14 protein-coding genes are annotated in these 20,436 nt (G+C 62.1%); 7 read left to right on the top strand and 7 right to left on the bottom strand.

Annotated features, from left to right (window positions below):
- Positions 1–37 precede the first annotated feature (37 nt).
- Positions 38–508, top strand: a complete 471-nt coding sequence (locus JAO73_RS07350; RefSeq protein ID WP_198976448.1) for a hypothetical protein — start codon at positions 38–40, stop codon at positions 506–508.
- A 75-nt stretch (positions 509–583) separates the two neighbouring features.
- Positions 584–1,291: a head GIN domain-containing protein gene (locus JAO73_RS07345; protein ID WP_198976447.1), complete on the top strand. Its 708-nt coding sequence runs from the start codon at positions 584–586 to the stop codon at positions 1,289–1,291.
- Between the two features lie 122 nt (positions 1,292–1,413).
- Here the strand turns inward: JAO73_RS07345 and JAO73_RS07340 are convergent, their stop codons facing one another.
- The 6 genes from JAO73_RS07340 to susR form a co-directional block, all read right to left on the bottom strand.
- Entirely contained in the window at positions 1,414–2,754 is a 1,341-nt protein-coding gene (locus JAO73_RS07340) for a metal-dependent hydrolase family protein (RefSeq protein WP_198976446.1), read from the bottom strand.
- A 64-nt stretch (positions 2,755–2,818) separates the two neighbouring features.
- Positions 2,819–3,553 (bottom strand): LytR/AlgR family response regulator transcription factor, encoded by a 735-nt coding sequence (locus JAO73_RS07335; protein ID WP_198976445.1) that lies wholly within the window; start codon positions 3,551–3,553, stop codon positions 2,819–2,821.
- Positions 3,554–3,580: 27 nt separating this feature from the next.
- The gene (locus JAO73_RS07330) at positions 3,581–4,660 is read right to left on the bottom strand and encodes a sensor histidine kinase (protein ID WP_233168862.1); all 1,080 of its coding nucleotides are present in this window, start codon (positions 4,658–4,660) and stop codon (positions 3,581–3,583) included.
- A 246-nt stretch (positions 4,661–4,906) separates the two neighbouring features.
- Positions 4,907–6,313, bottom strand: a complete 1,407-nt coding sequence (locus JAO73_RS07325) for an alpha-amylase family glycosyl hydrolase (protein ID WP_198976443.1) — start codon at positions 6,311–6,313, stop codon at positions 4,907–4,909.
- Between the two features lie 47 nt (positions 6,314–6,360).
- Entirely contained in the window at positions 6,361–8,481 is a 2,121-nt protein-coding gene (locus tag JAO73_RS07320; RefSeq protein WP_198976442.1) for a glycoside hydrolase family 97 protein, read from the bottom strand.
- A gap of 253 nt (positions 8,482–8,734) precedes the next feature.
- Positions 8,735–10,336, bottom strand: a complete 1,602-nt coding sequence (susR, locus tag JAO73_RS07315) for a SusR family glycan utilization regulator (protein WP_198976441.1) — start codon at positions 10,334–10,336, stop codon at positions 8,735–8,737.
- A 334-nt stretch (positions 10,337–10,670) separates the two neighbouring features.
- Between susR and JAO73_RS07310 the strand changes: the two genes are divergently transcribed.
- The 4 genes from JAO73_RS07310 (at position 10,671) to JAO73_RS07295 (ending at position 16,918) form a co-directional block, all read left to right on the top strand.
- Complete coding sequence (locus JAO73_RS07310) at positions 10,671–11,297, top strand: (2Fe-2S)-binding protein (RefSeq protein ID WP_223827641.1); 627 nt, start codon at positions 10,671–10,673, stop codon at positions 11,295–11,297.
- A complete protein-coding gene (locus JAO73_RS07305) occupies positions 11,294–12,274 on the top strand; it encodes an FAD binding domain-containing protein (RefSeq protein WP_198976440.1) in 981 nt (326 codons plus the stop codon). Before JAO73_RS07310 ends, JAO73_RS07305 begins: the two co-directional genes overlap by 4 nt.
- Positions 12,275–12,391: 117 nt before the next feature.
- A complete protein-coding gene (locus tag JAO73_RS07300; protein WP_198976439.1) occupies positions 12,392–14,629 on the top strand; it encodes a xanthine dehydrogenase family protein molybdopterin-binding subunit in 2,238 nt (745 codons plus the stop codon).
- A gap of 156 nt (positions 14,630–14,785) precedes the next feature.
- Positions 14,786–16,918 (top strand): glycoside hydrolase family 97 protein, encoded by a 2,133-nt coding sequence (locus JAO73_RS07295; protein WP_198976438.1) that lies wholly within the window; start codon positions 14,786–14,788, stop codon positions 16,916–16,918.
- A 36-nt stretch (positions 16,919–16,954) separates the two neighbouring features.
- On the opposite strand, the gene JAO73_RS07290 is transcribed toward JAO73_RS07295, so the two are convergent.
- Positions 16,955–19,000, bottom strand: coding sequence for a HelD family protein (locus JAO73_RS07290; protein WP_198976437.1), 2,046 nt, complete (start codon positions 18,998–19,000; stop codon positions 16,955–16,957).
- Positions 19,001–19,159: 159 nt separating this feature from the next.
- On the opposite strand from JAO73_RS07290, the gene JAO73_RS07285 reads away from it, so the two are divergent.
- Positions 19,160–19,738, top strand: coding sequence for a GNAT family N-acetyltransferase (locus JAO73_RS07285; RefSeq protein WP_198976436.1), 579 nt, complete (start codon positions 19,160–19,162; stop codon positions 19,736–19,738).
- Positions 19,739–20,436 lie beyond the last annotated feature (698 nt).

The raw sequence follows: 20,436 nt of genomic DNA, 5'->3' as shown, positions 1-20,436 counted from the left end.
TGCGGCATCGTCAACCCTTTTTCTGCTTTCGCCAGCTATGAAACACCTGCTACTTTTCGCCGCCCTGCTAGTGGGCCGCACGGCCGCCGCGCAGTCGCACCCCGTGCCGCTGCCGCTACCCGCCGCCAACCCGCAGCCCACCGTGAGCACCACCACGATGCCAAATACGCCCGGGGTGCGGTACCAATACCAGATGATACACCCTGTGTCGGACTGCGTGTGGCTGGCGCCCGCTTGGCATGGCAAGTTCAAGCTGGAGCCTTCGCACCGGTTTCTCAATTTCGACATTGAAGGCGAGCTGGAGGTGTTGCTGATGCGCACCGTCAATGAGCTATTGGCCGAGGGCTGGGAATTTGTGGAGATTCGCACGGAATCGAGAACCACCGGCGCCACGCAAAAAATCGAGAAAGACCCTCGGGCCACCGACCCGGCTAACCCGGTCTACGTGAGCACCACGGCGTTCAATACTTATTCCGAGACGCGCTACCTATTCCGCAAGGCGTTGTAGTTTTAAGCCGGCCAGGCAACCCAACGCGGGCTGCCGGCATCCGTCTGCTCACACCTCTTTTTTCTGCTTACTACGATGAACAACTTATTCTTCGCGGCTGCCGTGGCGGCCGTTTCGCTCGCCTCCTGCACGGCCCAGGCCCAAGTGAAGCAGCCCCGCCAGGTGGGCACGTTCCAAGCCGTCGCCTCCAGCGGTGGCATCGACGTGGTGCTGACCCAGGGCGCCAATACCTCGGTGCTGGTAGAAGCGTCGGAAGACGCCCAGAAACACCTCGTGACCACGGTAGAAGGCGGCATCCTTAAAATTGGTTGGGAAAACGGCTTTTCGTGGAAAAACCTGCTCAGCAACAATCGCAAGGCCAACGTGTACATCACCTGCCCGCGCCTGACGGGCCTGAGCCTGAGCGGCGGTGCCGACGCCAAAGGCCAGTCGAATTTCTCGGCCGATAATTTCAAGATTAGCGCCAGCGGCGGCTCCGACGTCAAGCTTAGCCTCACGGCCAAAACCCTGACCTGCTCGGCTTCGGGCGGCAGCGACGTGGACCTGAGTGGCCGCGTGGACCAGCAAACCGTGGACGTGAGCGGCGGCTCCGACTACAACGGCTACAACCTGCAAAGCACCAAAGCCGACGTGCGCGCCAGCGGCGGCTCCGACGTGGAGCTGACGGTGGACGGCGAGCTGGCCGCCAGCGCCAGCGGCGGCTCCGACGTGCGCTACAAAGGCGCCGCCCGGGTGGCCAACGCCTCTCACTCGGGCGGTAGCAGCGTGCGCCGCGCCAATTAGCTTTGCCCCCTAAGCCGCTGGCTAACTGAAATACCCGGCCCTGTTTTAAAGCCCAAACCTGACCGGTTTGGGCTTTTTTTGTACCAATCGAACAGCACAAAGCTGACCAGAGTTGGCTTTGCTCAGGGCTGCTTGTAGAGCACGCCGCCTTTCATCACGAGGCGCACTTGGCGCACGGCGGCTACGTCTTGGGTGGGGTCGCCGGCCACGGCCACTAGGTCGGCCAGCAGGCCGGGGCGGATGCTGCCGCGGTCGGCGAGGTGGAAAATCTGAGCGTTGCCGCTGGTGGCCTGGCGCAGCACCTGCAGCGGCGCGAGGCCATAGTCCTGCACCAGCAGCTCCATTTCGCGGGCGTTGTCGCCGTGGGCAAACACGCCCACGTCGCCGCCCATGGCCAGCGTCACGCCCGCTTTCAGGGCGGCCTGCATGCTGAGGTGCTTGGCTTGCAGGCGCGGCGGCAGCGGCTCCTGGCCTTTTTTCCAGCCTTTGTATTGGGAGGTGGCGTCGCCGGCGGCCACGGTGGGGCACAGGGCCACGCCGCGCTTTTTCATTAATTGAAACACCTCCAAGGTGCCATCGTCGCCGTGTTCGATGGTTTCGACGCCAGCCAATACGGCGCGACGCATGCCCTCGGGCGTGCTGGCGTGGGCCACCACGCCGCGGCCCGCCGAGCGGGCAGTTTGCACAATCAGAGTCAACTCCTCTTGCGAAAACGTGGGCTGCGCAGTGCCATTCAAGCCCCAGCGGTAGTCGGCGTACACTTTGATGACGTCGGCACCCTTGCCGATTTGCTCGCGCACGGCCCGGACGATGCCGTCGACGCCGTCGGCTTCCTGCGCGCCCTGGGGCACGTTTTCGTCCACCGAGAGCTTGGGGCCGTAGCTGCCCGTGGCCACCAGCGCCTTGGTGGCCACCAGCAGGCGCGGGCCGGGGATGAGGCCTTGGTCGATGGCCTGCTTGAGGCCGACGTCGGCAAAACCGGCGCCTTCGGTGCCCAGGTCGCGGGCGGTGGTGAAGCCGGCCAGCAGCGTGCGTTGGGCGTGCGCCGTGGCCCGCGCCACCCGCAGCGCCTGCGATTCGAGCAGCACTTGGTCGTTCCAGGCGGCTTCGTTGTAGGGGTGCAGCAGCAAATGCGAATGCCCTTCGATGAGGCCGGGCAGCAGCGTGAGGCCGGGCAGCTCCAGGGTGCGGGCACCGGCGGGCGCGGCCACTTGCGCCGCGGGCCCAACGGCTACAATTCGCTCGTTTTCGACCAGCACGGCCCAGCCCACGTGTCGTTCCTGACCGTCGAATACGGCAGCCGGGCGCAGGAGCACGGCCCCTGCGCCCGGTGCCAGCGCCCCGGCCTGGGCACGCGCCGGGGCCGGCAGCAAGCCCGCAAGCAACACGGTGCCGGCCCGACCCAAATGCCAGAAGGCCCTCAACCGGGCCGGGGCCGCGGCGGGCAAACGAAAACGATGCATACAAAAGGCGAAAAAGGCCGCACGCCATCCGGGCGGCCCTTGCGAAGCTACGCCCTGGGCCGATTTATGCGGCCGGCCGGCCCTCCTCGCGTAGCGGAGCGGCCGGGCTAGGTGCCAGCAGCCGCGGCTGCACCAGCGGCTGGTAGGAGGCGCCCACCGGCACCATAGCTTTGCCAATGCCGAGCTGGTGCCGCTCTACTTTGTCGACCTTGTCGTTAGCCACCACGAAAGAGCGGTGCACTCGCGTGAACCGCTCGGCCGGCAGCAAATCGAGTGCTTCCTGAATGGTGAGGCGGGTCAGCAAGCGCCGGCCCGTGAGCACGAAGGTGACGTAGTTGCCGGCCGCTTCGAGGTACAGAATCTCGTCGAAGCGCACTTTCACCTGCTCGGGGCCGGTTTTTAGGAAGAAGTAGCTCGGGGCGGGCGCGGCCGGCGGCGCTGCGCGCAGCTGCAGCAAGGCCTGGGCTTTGTTGCAGGCCTTCAGGAAGCGGGCCAGCGAAAACGGCTTCAGCAGGTAGTCCACGGCATCGAGCTCGAAGCCCGTAACGGCGTGCTCGGAGTAGGCCGTGGTGAAGATGATGAGCGGCTTTTCGGCCAGGCTGCTCACAAATTCCAACCCCGAGATATCGGGCATGTTGATGTCGACAAACAGCACGTCCACGGCTTCGCGCTGCAAATATTCCAGCGCCTGAAAAGCATCGGTGAAGCAGGCCTGCAGCTCCAGAAACGGCACCTTGGCGGCCAAGGCGCGCACCACGTCCAGGGCAATGGGCTCGTCGTCGATGGCAATGGCTTTCATGGGCGGCGGGATGGACTGGCGTTGAAGCTACAGCTCCAGCGTGAGGTGCACAAAGTACTCGCCCAGGGTTTGGCGGATGACTAGCTCGTGGCGGCCGGGGTAGAGCAAGGCCAGGCGCTGGCGCACGTTAGCCAGCCCGAGGCCGGAGGTTTCGTCGGGCAACGTGGCCTCGGACTTGGGGTGAATGCTGTTGTACACGTCGAAATACAGCCGGTTGTCGGTCACGTGCAGGCTCACCTTAATCCAGGATTTATGCTGCAGGCTGATGCCGTGCTTGAAAGCATTTTCCACAAAGGGAATCAGCAGCATGGGCGCGATGGAGCTGCCCAGCGGCACTTCGTCCAGGGCCGTGTCGATGCTGATGCCGGGCGAAGTGGCAATGCGCAAGGACTGCAGCTCGACGTAGTTGCGCAAGTAATCCAGCTCTCGGGCCAGCAGGATGCGCGGCTGGTGGTTTTCGTGCAGCATGAAGCGCATCATGTCGCCCAGCATCTGGATGCCCTGGGCGGTGCGCTCGCCGTTTTCCTGCAGGGCCGTGCCGTAGAGCGTGTTCAGGGCATTGAACAAAAAGTGCGGGTTTATCTGCGAGCGCAGCAGTTCCAGCGTGGCTTCGGATTGCCCCAGCTCCTGCTTGAGCCCTTCGATGGCCTCCTGCCCGCGCGCCCGGCGCCGGTACAGCACCCACGACAGCGGCGCCGTGAACAGAAACTGGAAAAGGCTATTGACGAAGGCAAAAACGGAGCTCTCGTCTTTGTTGCTGGTAAGAAGCAGCGCCAGGCAGCCCACGGGCACCATGGCCAGCAACAGCAGCAGAAAACACTTCGCCATGTAGCGCAGGAAAGGCCGCTTGCGGTTTAGCACGCCGGGAATCAGCGTGGAGCTGGCCAGACTGTGCAGCGCGGCCGCCGACACCGCCACGATATTCAGGAACAGGAACAGGCCCAGGTTGGCTTCGGCCGCCAGCAGCAGCATCAATCCCAGCACCCACAGGCCGGCCACCACCGTCACGTCGCGCCGGATGGTGGGCCCAGACGAGGGCAGCGCATCATCGGCCATGGGCCACAGAAAACCGCTCAACTGGCGGGGGAAAGCGAGAATGTCAACCATGAGGCAACGCTGAAAACGTGAGGATACGGCCGGGCAAAAGCGCATCCTTAACTGCTGCTCCGGCCTTTCAAGAACAAGATTAGTCCCCCGTTTTTGCACCTTCAACTGTGTGGGACGAATAGGGCCAATAATGTGACGAAAGCGCCCCCGGCTGCTTCAAGGGTACCCGCATTGGCATTTATAAGACACCAAAAAGAGCCGGGCGCTGCCGCCCGGCTCTTGTGGTTCTTGCTGCGGCCGTCGTGTCTACTTTTTCAGCACCAGGTAGCCGTATGCCGGCAGCGTGACCGAGGTGCCAATGGCTGCGGTGCCGCCCTGCAGGGCATTGGTCCAGCTGCTGTTGGCCAGGGCGGCGGGCACCGCGAACGTCTGGGCCGAGTTGCGCACGTTCACCAGCACCAGGGCCTGCTCGGCGCCGGCGGTTTTGGTGAAGGCGCACACGTTGGCGGTGCTGTAGGGCGTGGGCGTGCCCGTGCGCAGGGCCGTGCTGGCCGCGCGGGCGCCGAGCAGCTGCTGGTAGGCGCGTTTCACGTCGGAGCGCACGCCCCAAGTAATTTTCACGCCGGTGAAGGGAAACGGAATGGCGCGGCTCATGCCCACTTCCTGGCCGTTGTACACGAAGGGAATGCCTTTATACAAGGCCGCGATGACGAAGGCCGACATGGCGCCCGCGTCGCCGCCAAACAGGGTGACCGGACTGCCGTCTGAGCCGTTCACGTCGTGGTTGGTGATGAAACGCACCACCTGCTGCGTGCCGGCAGCGCCCGAGTACTCGCTGGTATTCAACGCGTCAAACACCGTGGCCGGCTGGTTGCTGCGGTACACGTTGTAGATGCCGCCGTAGAAATCGAACCCAAAATTGTAATCGAAACCGGAGGCAAAGTTGGCCGGGCGCTTGCCCTCGGCCAGCAGCAGCAGCTTGTGGGTCTTCACGTTGCGCAGCGTGTCGACGGCCTGCTTCCAGAAGTCGGCGGGCTGGAAGTCGGCGTAGTCGAAGCGAAAGCCGTCCACGTTGGCCGTGAACACCCACGACTTGATGGCCGATATCATTTCGGCGCGCATGTAGGCGTTGTTGAAATCGAGCTGGGCCACGTCGTTGTAAGTCGTGCCGTTGTTCGACACCGCCTTGATGGCGCCGTTGGCCTCGTGCATGTACCAGTCCGGGTGCTGGGTTATCCAAGCGTTATCCCAAGAGGTGTGGTTGGCCACCCAGTCTAGCATCACGGTCAGGCCGCGGGCGTGGGCGGCGTCCACCAGGGCGCGCAGGTCGGCCAGGGTGCCAAACTCGGGGTTCACCGCCCGGTAGTCCTTCACAGCGTAGGGCGAATTCACCGCCTTGCTATCGGTGCCAATCGGGTAAATGGGCATGAGGTACAGCACGTTCACCCCAATGGCCTTGATGGAATCGAGTCGGGCCGTGACGCCGGCCAGGTTGCCGCCCTGGCTGAAGGCCCGCATATTGACCTGGTAAATCACCGCGTCCTGGCGGTTGGGCACCCCGGCGAAGGGCGTGCCGTACTGCGGCGGCGTGGGCGTCGACGTGATGGTGGGGAAGGTCACATCGGGCGGCGGAGCGTCTTTGTGGCAAGCCGCCAGCAGGCCCACGGTGCCCAGCACCAGCGCCGCAGCGCGCGCAATTCGTTGAGTAAACATGTCGAAAATTTCTATGATAAAATGAGTTACGCGAATACGCCAGGCAGCTACCGCTTCACCGGCTTGAAGCTGACGGCCGCCCCGCCGCCCGGCGCCAGCTGCAGCGCCAGCGACGATTTGCTGGTCACCACTTGCTTGCTGATGCGGTAGGCCATGGGATTCTTCTGCCAGTCGGCGCCCGGGTCGTCGGCGTAGATGGTGGCCTCGTAGCGCTGGCCCGGCGTGAGGAAGTCGAGCTTGAGGGACTGCTTGCGGGCGTTTTCGTCGGTTATGGCGCCCAGGTACCACTCGTCTTTGCCTTTGGCGCGGCGCACGGTGGTGAGGTAGTCGCCGGGCTCAGCGGCCAAGATGCGGGTGTCGTCCCAATCGACGGGCACGTCTTCGATGAACTGGAAGGCATCGAGGTGCTTTTCGTAGGCCTCGGGCAGGTCGGCGGCCATTTGCAGGGGCGAGTACATCGTCACGTACAGGGCCAGCTGCTTGGCCAGCGTGGTGTGCACCTGCTTGCCCTTATTCCGCTCCGGGTTCCAGTCGTCGAGCTTGATTTGGAAAATGCCGGGGGTGTAGTCCATTGGCCCGCCCATGAGGCGGGTGAAGGGCAGGATGGTTTCGTGCTCGGGCGGGTTGCCGCTGCTCCAGGCGTTGAACTCGTTGCCGCGGGCGGCTTCGTTGGCCAGCCAGTTGGGGTAGGTGCGGTGCAGGCCGGTGGGGCGCACGGCCTCGTGCATATCCACCATAATGCGGTTGTCGGCCGTGAGCTGGGCGGTGCGCACGTAGTGGTTCACCATCCACTGGCCGTCGTGGTGCTCGCCGCGCGGGATGATGCGGCCCACGTAGCCGGTTTTCACGGCGTCGTAGCCGTGCTGCTTCATGAAGCGGTAGGCGGCGTCCTGCCGGCGCTCGTAGTTGGTGACCGAGCTGCTGGTTTCGTGGTGCATGATGAGCTTGACGCCCTTGCCGGCGGCGTAGCGCTGCAGCTCGTCTACGTTGAAATCGGGATAAGGCGTCACGAAATCGAACACGTTTTCCTTCCAGTTATTGGCCCAGTCTTCCCAGCCCACGTTCCAGCCTTCCACCAGCACGCCGGGGATGTGGTGCCGGGCGGCGAAGTCGATGTAGCGCTTCACGTTGGCGGTGTTGGCGCCGTGGTGGCCGTTGGGCTTCAGGGCATTCCAGTCGGTGTTATCCAGCTTGATGTTCGACACGTCGGCGTAGTTCCAGCTGGCGCGGTTCACGTGCATCTCCCACCACACGCCCACGAATTTCTGCGGCTGAATCCAGCCCGTGTCAGCCACTTTGCTCGGCTCGTTCAGGTTCAGAATAAGCTTGGAAGAGAGGATTGCGGGCGCGTTGTCGGCCACCACCACGGTGCGCCAGGGCGTGTGCTCCGGCGCCTGCAGGTAGGCCTTGGCGCCGGTGCCGGTGGCGTCGGGCACGAGCTGGCTGCGCAGGCCGAAGGTCTGCGTGTCTACGTTCAGGAACATGGCCGGGTAGTTCACCAGCGCGGCCTCGTGGATGTTGAGGTACAGCCCGTTGTCCGACTTCAGCATCAGCGGTGTCTGCACCCGCTTGGGGTCGGCCTTCTGCTGAATGGCCTCAATCGGCGTGGTGTTTACCTCGCTCAGGCGGCTGGTGGTGTAGGCGTACTCGTTCGAGTCGTAGTCGCCCGGAATCCAGAAGGCCTTGTGGTTGGCCGGCAGGTTGAACTCGGTGTGCTCGTCCTGCACCGTGAAGTAGCCCAGATTGGGCTGCGCCGGAAACTCGTAGCGAAAGCCCACCCCATCGGCAAACACCCGAAACACCACGTCGAGCAAGCGGCCGGGGGCGGCCGGCTGGCGCAGGTGCACCGTGAGCTGCCGGTAGCGGTTGCGAATGGTTTTGACCTCGCCCCACACCGGCGTCCAGGTTTCGTCCACGTCTTTGGTGTCGCTGCCGGCCAGCTCCAGCGGCCCGTCAAAGCCCTTGCCATCGGCAAACGATACGCCCAGCCGCGAAGGCTTGATGACGGATTTCGTGCCGTAAGAAACGGCGTAGGTGGGGCGGCCGTCGGGGCCCAGCGCCACGGTCAGGCTCACCTGGTCGAGGCGGGCGGTGAGCGGGGCGGCGGCTTGGGCGTGGGCGCCGCGCGCCGCCGTCAGCAGGCCCAGGGCCAGCAGCAATTTTCTCATAAGTGAAGCGCCGAAGGACCAGGGCCGTCGGGCCTGGCCGCCATCGGTTGGAGTGGGAAGGTAACAAAGCTAGCGCCTCCCCCTCCCGCCCGTACCTAATCAAAGACGGATATAGAAAATATCAACCCGTCAAGGCAAATTCACACTGTAAATCAATACACTATATTAAATTCCAACACCCAAAGTATTGCCCTGATATTGCCCCATTCGCCCGCATCAGTGGCCCTCAGAGTCTCACTTGCGGGCCGTTTTGCTACACCGCCTCAATGGCCTGGATACGCGCCTCGAACTCCTCGTTCGGCACCAGCGAACGGTTCTTCACCCGCGTCTTATAAGTGTAAATCGTGTTGATGGAATAGCCCAGCATGCGGCTGATTTGCTCGCTGTCGGCAATGCCCAAACGAATAAGGGCGAAGATGCGCAGCTCGGCCGTCAGCAGTTGGTCGTCGGCCAGCGTCAGGCGGTCTTCTTCCCGGAAAAGCGCGTTGAACTGCGCGATAAAATTGGGAAACAGCCGCAGGAACACCGTGTCGAAGCCTTTCAGCAGCTCGTTGCGCTCGGTTTTGATGTTGACGCCGTCGACCAGCTTTTGCAGGCTGGCGTACTGCTTGCTGCTCAGCAGGGCTTCCACGCGCTTCTTGAGGGTTTCGAGCTTGTCGATGTACTGCGAGTTGTTGTGGAAGTAGTAGCCGATGTACTCCTCCTTAATCTGGTTGGCTTCGTTGAGGCCGCTGTTGAGCTGGTGCAGCTCGTCGTTGCGCGCCTGCAGTTCGCGGTTGGCGGCGAAGACGAGCTGGTCGGCTTTGCGCAGCCGGCGCAGGGCCAGCGCACTCACCACCGCGAAGGCAATGACCACCCCGGCCAGCACCGTCATGATGATGGCGTAGGTTTTCAGCGACCTGCGCTGGCTTTCGATGATGTTGATTTTCTGCCCTTCGATGACGGACGAGACGTGGCTGATTTCAAGCTGCCGCTGCCGGGCCTTGTAGAACGTGGCGTTTTCGCGGGCTTCGCGGATGAAGGCGTAGGCGTTTTTGAGGTCACCGGTGCGGTAGCAATAGTCCGAGAGCTTGAAGATGGCCGTGGTTTCCTTGGTGGCCGATTTCACGTCGGCAATGGCCGATACGAGCAGCAGTTCGAAGGCTTTTTCGGGCTGCCCGGCCTGCTCGTAGAGGTAGGCCGTGGTGCTGGCGCTCACGGCCAGCTGGTGCTGCGAAAGCCGCGGCAGCCGCCGAATTTCGGCATACGCGGCTGCCCCGGCTGCGAGGTCGTTGTTTTTCTGGGCCCGAAACTCCTGCACCTCCAGGCACTCGTAGGAGCCCGGGCGGCAGAGCTGCAGGGCCGTGTCGGCGTAGGCCAGGGCCTTGGCGTAGTAGGCCGGGCGGTAGGTTTGGTCCTGGTTGAAGTTACCCAAATCACTATAGGCCCGCGCTTTCAGGAAATAGAGGCTTTGCCGGTCAGGGCGCGTCAGGCGGCGCGCGTCGATGCTGTCCAGCGTTTCAAACGTCTCCTTGAACAAGCCCGACGACAGCAGCACGAAGGCCAGTTTGAGCTGCGCCACCTCAATTTTTTCGGGGTCGTGAAGGCGGTTGGCCAGCCGCCGCATTCTCTGGCAATACACAAAGGCCGAGTCGTATTTAAATGCCTTGTACTCGTCGTAGATGCGCAGGGCCAGGTCAAAGCGGGTGTTGTCGTTCACCTCGGCCGAGGCAAAATCGGCGGTGAGCACCGCAATGCGGTTCAGGCGCTGGCCGTCGTAGGCGCTTTTCCGGGCCAGGGCGCGGTGCAGCTCCGTCAGCAGGCTATCATTTGGGCTGGCCTGGGCCCAGGCCGTCATCGGCACAACCCCCAGCAACCCCCAAAGAAAGAATAGAAGCTTCACCGGCGAAGACAGAGACCATAACAAGGGCAAGTGTCAAAAATAGCACCTATTGGGCGGCACGCGGCGCGTCCAGCTTTTTTCAAAAACAATTTGTAGCTTAAACGCAGTTGTGAAGGCCGAGCCTCCCCTCCGGCCGGGCGCGTCCGGTTGCAGGGTTCGGCGTTGAGCAGCGGCGTGTATTCATGCATGAGGCCACCGCTGGCTGCTTTCGGGGTTTTCGGCCCAACGGCCGCCCCGCCTACTCGTATGCATAAAGCCCGGGCCGGTGGGGCCGGTTTTTCTATCGAACTGTATTTCTGCTTTTTCTATGAATAACGAACCTGACCTGCCGCCCAGCCACGACGAGGCGCGCCGCAACTTCCTGAAACAGTCGTCGCTGCTCACGGCCGTGGCCTTGGTGCCAGCGCCCGTGGTGCAGGCTGCCACGGCCGAGCTGGACGAACGGGTGGCCGCGGCCATCGAAAAGGTACCGCTGAAGCTGGAAATCAACGGCAAGAAGTACAAGCTCGACGTGGAGCCCCGCACCACGCTGCTCGACCTGCTGCGCGAACAGCTCAACCTGACGGGCACCAAAAAAGGCTGCGACTACGGCCAGTGCGGCGCCTGCACCGTGCACGTCGACGGCCAGCGCGTGAACAGCTGCCTGAGCTTCGCGGTGATGCACGACGGCAAGAAAATCACGACCATCGAAGGCCTGGCCGACGGCGACAAGCTGCACCCCATGCAGGCCGCGTTTGTGAAGCACGACGGCTTTCAGTGCGGCTACTGCACGCCCGGCCAGATAATGAGCGCCGTGGCCTGCGTGCGCGAAGGCCACGCCGACTCGGAGGCCGAAATCCGGGAGTACATGAGCGGCAACATCTGCCGCTGCGGGGCTTACACCAACATCGTGGCGGCCATTCAGGAAGTGAAAAACGGAGGGCAAAAAGTATGAACCAGTTCCAGTACGTCCGCCCCATCAAGCAGCAGGCCGCCATTGAGGCCGTGGCCAAAGACGCCAATGCCACCTTCATTGCCGGCGGCACCAACCTCGTCGACCTGATGAAGCGCGGCGTGATGGCCCCGCAAAAGCTGGTCGACATCAACCGCCTGCCCCTCGCCCGAATTGACCACGACCCGGGCAAGCTGCGCATCGGCGCGCTGGCCCTGAACTCGGCCGTGGCCGACGACAAGCAGGTGCGCGAGCGCCAGCCGCTGCTGGTGCAGGCCATCAACGCCGGGGCGTCGGCGCAGCTGCGCAACATGGCCACCACCGGCGGCAACATGCTGCAGCGCACCCGCTGTCCCTATTTTTACGACACGGCCATGCCCTGCAATAAGCGCGAGCCCGGCACCGGCTGCGGCGCGCTGGAAGGCATCAACCGGATGCACGCCATCTTCGGCTTTTCGGACAAATGCATTGCCGTGCACCCGTCCGATATGAGCGTGGCCCTGGTGGCCCTCGACGCCACCGTGCTGGTGAGCGGCCCGCGCGGCGACCGCCGCATCGCCTTCGCCGACCTGCACCGCCTGCCCGGCGACACGCCCGAAAAAGACACCACGCTGGAGCCCGGCGAGCTCATCACGGCCGTGGAGGTACCCGACAACCCGTTTACGAAGCACGTGAGCTACCACAAGGTGCGCGAGCGGGCGAGCTATGCCTTTGCACTGGTATCGGCCGCCGCGGCGCTGGACCTGGACGGCAGCACCATCAAAGCGGCGCGGCTGGCCTTCGGCGGCGTGGCGCACAAGCCGTGGCGCCTCACGGCAGCCGAGCAGTTTTTGGTGGGCAAGCCGGCTACCGAAGAGAGCTTTAAGCAGGCTGCAGCCGTGGCCATGCAGGGAGCTAAAGCTTTCAAGCACAACGAATACAAGCTGCGACTGGCGCCCAACACGCTGGTGCAGTCCCTTAAAAACGCAGCCGCCGCCTAAACCTTCAGGACGTCATGCAGAGCGCAGCGAAGCATCTCGCTCGGGGCAACTAATTAGTTAAGCACGCGAGATGCTTCGCTGCGCTCTGCATGACGCTTTTAGCTTCTAACCTCCCCTATGAAACCACTAAGCAAGCAAATCGGCAGCACGCTGAACCGGGTGGACGGCCACCTGAAAGTGACGGGCGCGGCCACCTATTCGGCCGAGTACGAGCTGCCCGGCATGAGCTACGCCGTGCTGGTGGGCAGCACCATCGCCAAGGGCCGCATCAAGAGCATTGATGCCCGGGCGGCTGAAAAAGCGCCGGGCGTGCTGGCCGTCATCACCCATTTCAACTCGCCCAAGGTGCCGGGCTTCACGCCCACGGGCAAAGACCCCTCGCAGCCCCAAACGACGGGCGGCCGGCTCAAGGTGTTCAACGACGACAAGGTGCGCTTCAACGACCAGCCCATTGCTGTGGTGGTGGCCGACACGTTGGAACGGGCCCGCTACGCGGCGCGGCTGGTGAAGGCCGAGTACGAGCAGGAGAAGCACGAAACCGACATGGCCGCGGGACTGAAGCAGGCCTTTGTGCCCACGCAGGCCAAGAAGAACCCCAAATCGGGCGTGGCCGACTACGTGCGCGGCACCGCCGATGCCTACAAAACCGGCGCGGTCAAGCTCGAAGCCGAGTACGTGATTCCGACCGAGGTGCACCACCCCATGGAATTGCAGGCCATCATAGCGCACTGGGAAGCGCCCGACCGCCTCACGATTTACGACAAAACGCAGGGCACCATGGCCACCCGCCGCGACTTCGCCAAGGAGTGGGGCTTGCCCGAGGAAAACGTGAAGGTCATTGCCACGTTTGTGGGCGGCGCCTTCGGCAACGCGCTGCACAGCTGGCCGCACGAGTCGGCGGCCATCATCGCGGCCCGCCAGGTAAAGCGGCCGGTGAAGCTGGTGCTCACCCGCGAGCAGATGACGACGATGGTGGGCTACCGCCCCCACACCTGGCAGAAAATCGGGATGAGCGCCTCGGCCGACGGCAAAATCACGGCCATCACCCACGAAGCCACGGGGCAAACCTCTAGCTACGAGGAGTTCACGGAATCGACGGTGCAGCAGACGCGCATGATGTACACGGCGCCCAACGTGAACACCCGCTACCGCCTGGCGGCCCTCGATGTGAGCACGCCCATCTGGATGCGCGGACCCGGCGAGGCCACCGGCGCCTTTGCGCTGGAATCGGCCATGGACGAAATGGCCCACCTGCTGAACCTCGACCCCATGGAGTTCCGTCTGCGCAACTACACCGACAAGGACCCCGAAAACGGCAAGCCCTGGTCGAGCAAGTTCCTGAAGGAGTGCTACCAAATGGGTGCCGAGCGCATTGGCTGGAGCAAGCGGCAGCTGAAGCCGGGCTCCTTGCGCGACGGCGACTGGCTGATTGGCTACGGCATGGGCGTGGGCACCTTCGGGGCGCACCGGGGCTCGTCGAAGGCCAACGTGCGGCTGCTGCCCAACGGCACCGTGGTGCTGCAAAGCGCCGTGACCGACATCGGCCCCGGCACCGGCACGGCCATGACCCAGATTGCGGCCGACACCCTGGGCCTGCCGCCCGAGAAAATCCGGTTTGAGTGGGGCAACTCGGAGTTTGCGCCCGCGCCCACGCAGGGCGGCTCGGCCATTGTGAACACCGTGGGCCCGGCCGTGCAGGAAGCCTGCCTGGCCCTGAAAGAAAAGCTGCGCACCATGGCGGGCACCAGCAATGCCGCCTTCGCTTCGGCCAGGAATGAAGATGTTGTGTTCGCCGACAAATACCTGACGCTAAACGGAAACGACACCGCCCGCGCCAGCTACGCCGACCTGCTGAAGCAGGCCGACGGCGGCTTCGTCACGGTGGAGTCGAAACCCAACGGCGAGAATGGCCAGAAGTATTCCATGTACTCGTATTCGGTGCATTTTGCCGAGGTGCGGGTGAACCCGCTCACCGGCGAGGTGCGCGTGAGCAAGCTGGTTTCCTGTGCCGACGCAGGCACCATCGTGAACCAGAAAACCGCCGGCAACCAGATGAAGGGCGGCGCCGTGGGCGGCATCGGCATGGCGCTGATGGAGGCCACCCACATGGACGACCGTTTCGGCCGCTACGTGACCAAGGACCTGGCCGACTACCACGTGCCCGTGCAGGCCGACGCCCCCGCCGTGGAGGTGCTGTTTGTGAACCAGCCCGACCCGCACGTGAACGCGCTGGGCACCAAAGGCATCGGCGAAATTGCCATCATCGGCGTGGCCCCGGCCATTGCCAACGCGGTATTTAATGCCACTGGCAAGCGGGTGCGGGAGCTGCCCATCACCCCCGATAAGCTGGTGTAGGCGGCCACGGCTCAACTCCACACCAACCTGCGACGAAGTCAGGGCCCGTGCGTCGGGTCCTGACTTTGCATTTTGGGGAGGGGCCGCTTGCTTTTCGGACCGCAACTGCGTCATTTGTGCAAACGTTTCCACAACCGCTCACCTCGTCCGCTTTTCATGGCAACTTTCTCGCTTCGCCGGCCCACCCACGTCTTGCTTCTGGTTTGTCTTAGCTTGCTCTGCCACGTAGCGGGCGCGCAGGAAATCAAGTCGCCCAACGGCCAGCTGCGGCTGACGTTTGCGCTGCAAAACGACGGTGTGCCCACCTACCGCCTCACGTATAAAGGCCGCGAGGTCATCAAAACCAGCAAGCTGGGGCTGGACCTGAAAGGCGCCACCGCCCTCACCAGCGGCTTTGCCGTGGCCGACACCAAGCAGCGCAGCTTCGACGAGAGCTGGCAGCCGGTGTGGGGCGAGGTCAAAACCATTCGCAACCACTACAACGAGCTGGCCGTGACGCTGAAGCAGGCCGCCACCGACCGCAGCATCCGGGTGCGCTTCCGGGTGTTCGACGACGGGCTGGGCTTCCGCTACGAGTTTCCGCGCCAGCCCAAGCTCGACTACTTCACCATCAAGGAAGAACGCACGCAGTTTGCCCTGGCCGGCGACCACAAGGCCTTCTGGATTCCGGGCGACTACGACACCCAGGAGTACAGCACCGTGACCTCGAAGCTCTCGGAGGTGCGCGGCAACATGAAAGCGGCCGTGACGCCCAACGCCTCGCAAACCACCTTCTCTCCCACCGGCGTGCAGACGCCGCTCATGCTCAAAAGCCAGGACGGGCTCTACATCAACATCCACGAGGCGGCGCTGATTGACTACTCCTGCATGCACCTCGACCTCGACGACAAGAACTTCGTGCTGGAGTCGCACCTCACGCCCGACGCGGTGGGCGACAAGGGCCTGATTCAGACGCCGGCGCTCTCGCCCTGGCGCACGGTGATTGTGAGCGATAAAGCGGGCGACATTCTGGAATCGAAGCTGGTGCTGAACCTGAACGAGCCCACCAAATTCAAGGACGTGAGCTGGATTAAGCCGGTGAAGTACGTGGGCGTGTGGTGGGAGATGATTACGGGCAAGAGCACGTGGTCGTACACCAACATGGACAACATCAAGCTTGACTCCATCGACTACAAAACCGTGAAGCCCAACGGCACGCACGGCGCCAACACGGCCCACGTGAAGGAGTACATCGACTTCGCGGCCCAGCACGGCTTCGACGCGGTGCTGGTGGAAGGCTGGAACACCGGCTGGGAAGACTGGTTCGGCAAGCACAAAGACTACGTGTTCGACTTCGTGACGCCCTACCCCGATTTCAACGTGCAGGAACTGCAACAGTACGCCGCCAGCAAAAACGTCAAAATCATCATGCACCACGAGACCAGCGGCTCGGTGCGCAACTACGAGCGGCACCTCGAAGACGCTTTCGATTTCATGAACAAATACGGCTACAACGCCGTGAAAACCGGCTACGTGGGCGACATCGTGCCGCTGGGCCACCACCACTACGACCAGTGGCTGGTTAACCATTACAACTACGTGCTGGAAAAAGCCGCCGAGCACAAAATCATGGTGAACGGCCACGAGGCCGTGCGCCCCACCGGCTTGGCCCGCACCTACCCCAACCTCATTGGCAACGAAGCTGCCCGCGGCACCGAGTACGAGGCCTTCGGCGGCAGCAATCCCGACCACACCACCATCCTGCCCTTCACCCGCCTCATCGGCGGGCCGATGGACTATACGCCCGGCATCTTCCAGACGCAAATCAGCGCCATCAACCCACAGAACAAGTCCTTCGTGCACAGCACGCTGGCCCGCCAACTGGCCCTGTACGTGACGATGTACTCGCCCCTGCAAATGGCCGCCGACCTGCCCGAAAACTACAACAAGCACCTCGACGCGTTTCAGTTCATCAAGGACGTGGCCGTGGACTGGGACGACTCGAAAGTGCTCGAAGCCGAGCCCGGCGACTACATCACCATTGCCCGCAAGGCCAAGGGCAAAAGCAGCTGGTTTGTCGGCAGCACCAACGACGAAAACGGCCGCACCTCCACCATCAACCTGAGCTTCCTGGAGCCCGGCAAAAAGTACGTCGCCACCATCTACGCCGACGCCAAGGACGCCCACTATGAGAAAAACCCGCAGGCCTACGCCATTCGCAAAGTGAACGTGACCCGCAAATCCAAGCTGGCACAGTACTGTGCACCGGGCGGCGGCTACGCCATCAGCGTGATGGAAGCCGGCCGCTAACCCGGCTTCCGTTCTACTGACAAGTTAACCCGCAGACTACGCCAGGAACTCGGAAACCTCGCCGTGGCAAGTGAGCGTGAGCCGGTGCATGGCTCGGGTGCAGGCCACGTAAAGCATGCTCTTGTCGACCTCCGTGCGGTAGGTACGGGCCGAGGCGAAGGGCACGATGACCTCATCAAACTCAAGCCCCTTGGCCAGGTGCGCCGTGGTGATAACGACGCCTTCCTTGAAGGCAGTAGATTCGTCGGTGAGCAAATGCACGCCGGGGCCTTGCAGCGCCGCGTGCGCCTCCTCAGCCTGCCGCAGCGTTTTGCAGATGATGCCCAGCGACTGGTTGCCGGCGCCAGAAAAATCCTGGAGCAGCCGTTGCATGGCGTGCAGCTCTTCGGCATGGCTATGGAAGCGCAGCACTGCGGGTGCCGGCCCGTGCCGCTCCAGCGGAATGATGTTAGGGTTGGGCGTGATGCGCTGGGCGAAGGCCGTAATCTCCATCGTGGAGCGATAGCTGCGATAGAGCCGCACCACTTCAGCCTGCGGAAACACGCGCTCGATGGTTTCGGCCGAAGACGCGCTGTAGGGGTTCACCGTCTGGCTTACGTCGCCCAAAATGGTTTTGCGGCAGCTGAATAGCCGCGACAGCACCGCGTACTGCACGGGCGTATAGTCCTGCATCTCGTCCACCAGCAAATGCTTCACGTGGTCGTAAGTCGCAAGGCCTTCCAGCCGAATGCGCAGGTAAATCAGCGGGAATACGTCGGCGTACTCCAGGTTCCGCCCAGGCTCGTAGCGGAATAGCTCGGGCTGGCCCACCCAGCGGTAAAAATCCCGGTAGAATTCCAACGCACTGGCGAACTTGAACATGCGCGGAATGGCTTCCCCAATCGTGCCCTTTTCGCCGCCCGTGAGCTTACGGCGGGCCGCGTCGCGCACGTGGTCGCGCACGTCCTGGGCCACCAACGGAAAGCGTTTCAATAGCGGCACCCGATGATACGCTTTGAACCGCCCCTGAATGAACGCCTGCGGCACCCGCGTGCTGCCCACCCGCAGCTCGGTGGGCGCGAAGTAGTGGTTCTCGACGTGCAGCAGGTACTGGTTTAGCTGGCTCAGAAACTCAAACGACGCCTTGAATTGAATGCGCTCAATGAACGCCGGGTGGTGGTTTTCGAGCAGCGCCGACACCTGCTCGAAAAAGGTCTGGAAGCCGAACTGGCTGCCCAGCAGGTCGGCCGCCAGCTCTTCCATGCCCAGCTCGGGGAGGTGCTCCTCGCCCAGTTCGGGCAGCACGTTGGAAATGTAGTCGGCAAACACCTTGTTAGGTGAAATGATGAGGACGTCTTTGGCCCGAATGCTCTCGCGGTAGCGATACAGCAAAAAGGCGATGCGGTGCAGCGCAATGGACGTTTTGCCCGAGCCAGCCACGCCCTGAATGACCATCACCGGCGCGGTTTCGTTGCGAATCACCGCGTTTTGGTCGCGCTGAATGGTCGCGACAATGTTCTTCATCTTGTCGTCCGACGACTTGGCCAGCTCGCGCTGCAGCACGTCGTCGTGAATGTTCACGCCGCTGTCGAGCATGAACTCCATGCGGCCGTCGCGAATCTTGTACTGCCGCTTCAATCCAATATGGCCCTCAATAATGCCGGATGGCGTTTGGTATGAAGCCGGCCCCAGTTCGAAATCATAGAACATCGACGAGATGGGCGCCCGCCAATCAAAAATCAACCCTTTGCGCTGGCGCTCGTCCAGAAACGAATGCACGCCGATGTACACCGGCGTGGCCTCCTTGCTGCCGCGCGCTGTGAAGTCGATGCGGCCGAAATAGGGCGACTGCGCCAGCTTCAGCAGCCGGCGCTTGCGCCCCACCGCCGCCTCCCCCGTGAAAGCCATGCGGTTGATAGACTGGTCGGCGGCCACCATGTCGGCCTCGTCCATGCCCGACTGGTGCTCGTGGATGTACTGCTTTTTCTCGCGCAGCTCTTCCGAATGCTGCCGCACGGCCTCATCGCCGCGCCGGATGGCCAGCGTCAGCTTCTCCTTTATTTCTTCCAGATATTCTTTTTCTTCCTGCTCTGTTGCGTTCATCCCGGGCGGCACTTGCTAAATGGATTGCAAAGGTGCTGGCAAATTTCCGCTGCACGCCGCCTCTTACCATCTGGGTTAGATGCCGCCATTAATATGCAACGTCCACACAGCCCCCCCCATTTCCCATATCACCTTTGTTCCATAAGTTGTTTACCATCCATGACGATTCCCTTTTCTTTTCAGCCGTCCCTCGAAACCGATACCCTGCAGCTGCTGCCCCTGCAGCCAGCTGATTTCGCCGCCCTGTATGCCGTAGCCGCCGACCCCGCCATCTGGGCCCAGCATCCTAACCCCGACCGGTGGCAGCAGCCCGTCTTCGCTACCTTCTTCGAGGGCGCGTTGCACAGCGGCGGCGCATTTAAAGTGGTAGAGAAAGCCACGGGCGCCGTGTTGGGAAGCACCCGCATCTACGATTATCAACCGGAGGACAACAGCATTTTCATCGGTTACACCTTCTACGGCATCCAGCACTGGGGCAAAGGCATCAACCCGTCCGTAAAGGCACTCCTATTGAACTACCTGTTTCAGTTCGTTGAAACAGTGCGTTTCCACATCGGGGCCGGCAATGTGCGCTCACAAGTCGCCATTCAGCGGCTGGGAGCCACCAAGGTAGCCGAGCAGGAAGTGGCCTATTTCGGCGAGGCCCTCAAGCTGAACTTTGTATATGAGATAATTAAGTCGTCCTGGACCCCAAAAAACCAATCCAACGTCCCACCCTCGCAGCTCAGCATCTGCTGAACTTACCGACCCAGTTCACGGTCATTCACCGAATAAGCGCTCGAACACAAGTTTCAAGAGACCCACGTTTCCAGTGGTCAGCTTTCGGCTTTATCGCCGCTCCACGTTTAGGGTTCGCCACCAGTACAAAACCCTACCATATTCAGCACCGCAAGGCAAGCCAGCAATTGAGGAATTATTATCAAAGATTGAATTCCAAAAAAATATCAAACGCCGCCCCAAACACACCTCATTGCCTACTAATGAATTACAGTCGCATTTGAGCAGAAAATCGATGATGCAACAATTTTTTTTACGCCATGGCCTTGCAGACTAAAAAACTCCTGGTACCTTTGCACTCCCAATCACGAAAGACGCTTCGGACGGAAGCGAAAAAGATTAGGAAACGCGAACCAAAAAGAGTGTTGCCTCTGTTAGTTACCCGGCTTGAAACAAGTGGGCAGTAGACGAGGAAAGCCACTCAGCTATATCACGGTGTAGCAACAATGCCAGCTCGATTGGAGCTAGCAAACGTTCTTTGAATGACTGGAAAAGACAAATGGTAAGGTTTGTTCTACACACGTAAAACAAACCGACAACAAGCGTAACATTGAATATAGCTCGTTAAAGCGGGTCGGATTCGCACTCGACATCAGCTCATCTTCGGGTGAGTGTAGAAATTTTTACAATGGAGAGTTTGATCTTGGCTCAGGATGAAC

It is taken from the genome of Hymenobacter miniatus (assembly GCF_016427455.1).
In the GTDB taxonomy this organism is placed as follows: Bacteria; Bacteroidota; Bacteroidia; order Cytophagales; family Hymenobacteraceae; genus Hymenobacter; species Hymenobacter armeniacus.
The sequence above is the reverse complement of the archived record's forward strand: the minus strand, read 5'-3'. Positions and strand labels throughout refer to the sequence as shown.